The organism is Facklamia sp. HMSC062C11 (assembly GCF_001810675.1).
GTDB lineage: Bacteria > Bacillota > Bacilli > Lactobacillales > Aerococcaceae > Facklamia > Facklamia hominis.
In genome coordinates this window covers 1-3,243 of sequence record NZ_KV802387.1, presented here as the reverse complement: position 1 = coordinate 3,243, position 3,243 = coordinate 1, and the positions used below count along the sequence as shown (strand labels likewise).

Annotated in this window: 2 rRNA genes; both read right to left on the bottom strand. The window is 50.5% G+C overall.

The features are described 5' to 3' along the window. Window positions 1-15 precede the first annotated feature (15 nt). Window positions 16-131: ribosomal RNA gene (rrf, locus tag HMPREF2758_RS03155) — 5S ribosomal RNA — on the bottom strand. A gap of 74 nt (window positions 132-205) precedes the next feature. Continuing rightward, window positions 206-3,084: ribosomal RNA gene (locus tag HMPREF2758_RS03150) — 23S ribosomal RNA — on the bottom strand. Between the last annotated feature and the right edge of the window lie 159 nt (window positions 3,085-3,243).

Sequence of the window (3,243 nt, the reverse complement as noted above, 5' to 3'; positions counted from 1 at the left end):
TAGATGAATGAGCACGCGTGGCAACGACCTACTCTCACAGGAACAAAGTCCCCACTACCATCGGCGCTAAGAAGCTTAACTTCTGTGTTCGGCATGGTTACAGGTGTATCCTTCTTGCCCTCATCACCACACTGTGCCCTTTTTCACCTTGAGCGATTCTTCATCACTCAAAACTAAATAACACCCTACTTCCCTTGAAATTGTCTTGGTTAAGTCCTCGACCGATTAGTACTAGTCCGCTCCATTCATCACTGAACTTCCACTCCTAGCCTATCTACCTGATCGTCTCTCAGGGGTCTTAAATCTTGCGATTGGGAAATCTCATCTCGAAGCTGGCTTCCCGCTTAGATGCTTTCAGCGGTTATCCATCCCACACATAGCTACCCAGCGATGCTCCTGGCGGAACAACTGGTACACCAGCGGTGTGTCCATCCCGGTCCTCTCGTACTAAGGACAGCTCTTCTCAAATTTCCTACGCCCGCGACGGATAGGGACCGAACTGTCTCACGACGTTCTGAACCCAGCTCGCGTACCGCTTTAATGGGCGAACAGCCCAACCCTTGGGACCGACTTCAGCCCCAGGATGCGATGAGCCGACATCGAGGTGCCAAACCTCCCCGTCGATGTGAACTCTTGGGGGAGATAAGCCTGTTATCCCCAGGGTAGCTTTTATCCGTTGAGCGATGGCCCTTCCATGCGGTACCACCGGATCACTAAGCCCGACTTTCGTCCCTGCTCGACTTGTGGGTCTCGCAGTCAAGCTCCCTTCTGCCTTTGCACTCTTTGAATGATTTCCAACCATTCTGAGGGAACCTTTGGGCGCCTCCGTTACTCTTTAGGAGGCGACCGCCCCAGTCAAACTGCCCACCTGACACTGTCTTCCGTGTTCTTCACGCGAGTTAGAGGGTTCATATCACAAGGGTAGTATCCCACCAACGCCTCCTTGCATACTGGCGTACACAATTCTTAAGCTCCTACCTATCCTGTACATGTCACACAAACACTCAATATCAAGCTACAGTCAAGCTCCATGGGGTCTTTCCGTCCTGTCGCGGGTAACCGGCATCTTCACCGGTACTATAATTTCACCGAGTCTCTCGTTGAGACAGTGCCCAGATCGTTACGCCTTTCGTGCGGGTCGGAACTTACCCGACAAGGAATTTCGCTACCTTAGGACCGTTATAGTTACGGCCGCCGTTTACTGGGGCTTCAATTCGTACCTTCGCCGAAGCTAAGCACTCCTCTTAACCTTCCAGCACCGGGCAGGCGTCAGCTCCTATACATCATCTTTCGATTTAGCAGAAACCTGTGTTTTTGATAAACAGTCGCCTGGGCCTATTCACTGCGGCACACTTGCGTGTGCACCCCTTCTCCCGAAGTTACGGGGTCATTTTGCCGAGTTCCTTAACGAGAGTTCTCTCGCTCACCTTAGTATTCTCTACTTGACTACCTGTGTCGGTTTGCGGTACGGGTTGGTTCGACTCGCTAGAAGCTTTTCTCGACAGTTTGATGATCCACCTTCGCTACTTTTATTTCGCTCCAGATCACAGCTCATGCTTCTTGCGACTAAGCATTTGACTCACTCGCACACTTACTGCTTCTACAGGCTCTTCCATCCGCCTGCGTGGACTTACCTCCTGTGTCCCTCCATTGCTCAAACGTCTTCCCAAGTACAGGAATCTCTACCTGTTATCCATCGCATACGCCGTTCGGCTTTTGCTTAGGTCCCGACTAACCCAGGGCGGACGAGCCTTCCCCTGGAAACCTTAGTCTATCGGTGGATGGGATTCTCACCCATCTTTCGCTACTCATACCGGCATTCTCACTTCTATGCGCTCCAAGGCTCCTTACGGTACCCCTTCACCGCACATAGAACGCTCTCCTACCACTTACTCTAAAGTAAATCCACAGCTTCGGTGTCTTGTTTAGCCCCGGTACATTTTCGGCGCAGGGTCACTCGACTAGTGAGCTATTACGCACTCTTTCAATGATGGCTGCTTCTAAGCCAACATCCTAGCTGTCTATGCAACCCCACATCCTTTTCCACTTAACAAGTACTTTGGGACCTTAGCTGGTGGGCTGGGCTGTTTCCCTTTCGACGACGGATCTTATCACTCGCCGTCTGACTCCCAGAGTTAACAAGTTGGCATTCGGAGTTTATCTAGATTCAGTAACCCGTATGGGCCCCTAGTCCAAACAGTGCTCTACCTCCATCTCTCATCCTCTGAGGCTATACCTAAATATATTTCGGAGAGAACCAGCTATCTCCAAGTTCGATTGGAATTTCTCCGCTACCCACACGTCATCTAAACATTTTTCAACATGTCCTAGTTCGGTCCTCCAGTGTGTCTTACCACACCTTCAACCTGCACATGGGTAGGTCACCTGGTTTCGGGTCGACGACCTTTGACTCTCGCCCTATTCAGACTCGCTTTCGCTTCGGCTCCGTTTCTTCAACTTAACCTCGCCACAAATCGTCACTCGCCGGTTCATTCTACAAAAGGCACGCCATCACCCCTTAACGGGCTCTGACTACTTGTAAGCACACGGTTTCAGGTACTCTTTCACTCCCCTCCCGGGGTGCTTTTCACCTTTCCCTCACGGTACTGGTTCACTATCGGTCACTAGGGAGTATTTAGCCTTACCAGATGGTCCTGGTGGATTCCGACGGGATTTCTCGTGTCCCGCCGTACTCAGGATACTCCTAAGCTGTCTCACTTTTCGTCTAAGGGGGTCTCACCCGCTTCGCCGCCCCTTCCCATGGGCTTCGACTAAGTGTTTCAGTCTTTCCTGGAGTCCTTCAACCCCAGCGTGCATGCACGCTGGTTTGGGCTCTTCCCCGTTCGCTCGCCGCTACTTAGGGAATCATTATTTATTTTCTTTTCCTGCAGGTACTTAGATGTTTCAGTTCTCTGCGTCTACCTCTCTTTCGAGTGATACGGGTCTAACCGTATCGGGTTCCCCCATTCGGAAATCTCCGGTTCTTAGCGTACTTACCGCTCCCCGAAGCATATCGCTGTTCGTCGCGTCCTTCATCGGCTCCTAGTGCCAAGGCATTCACCGTGCGCCCTTCATTGCTTAACCACAATATTTTCGCTTATTTTTTACTCTATAACTTTCGTTATAGACTCGGTCAATTTCTCGGTTCATTATATCTTTTTAGAAATAATGGATTGTCATTGCTCGCATCCGAGTCAATGATCAATCTTGTTTGGTGTTATTCAGTTTTCAATGATCAAGTTG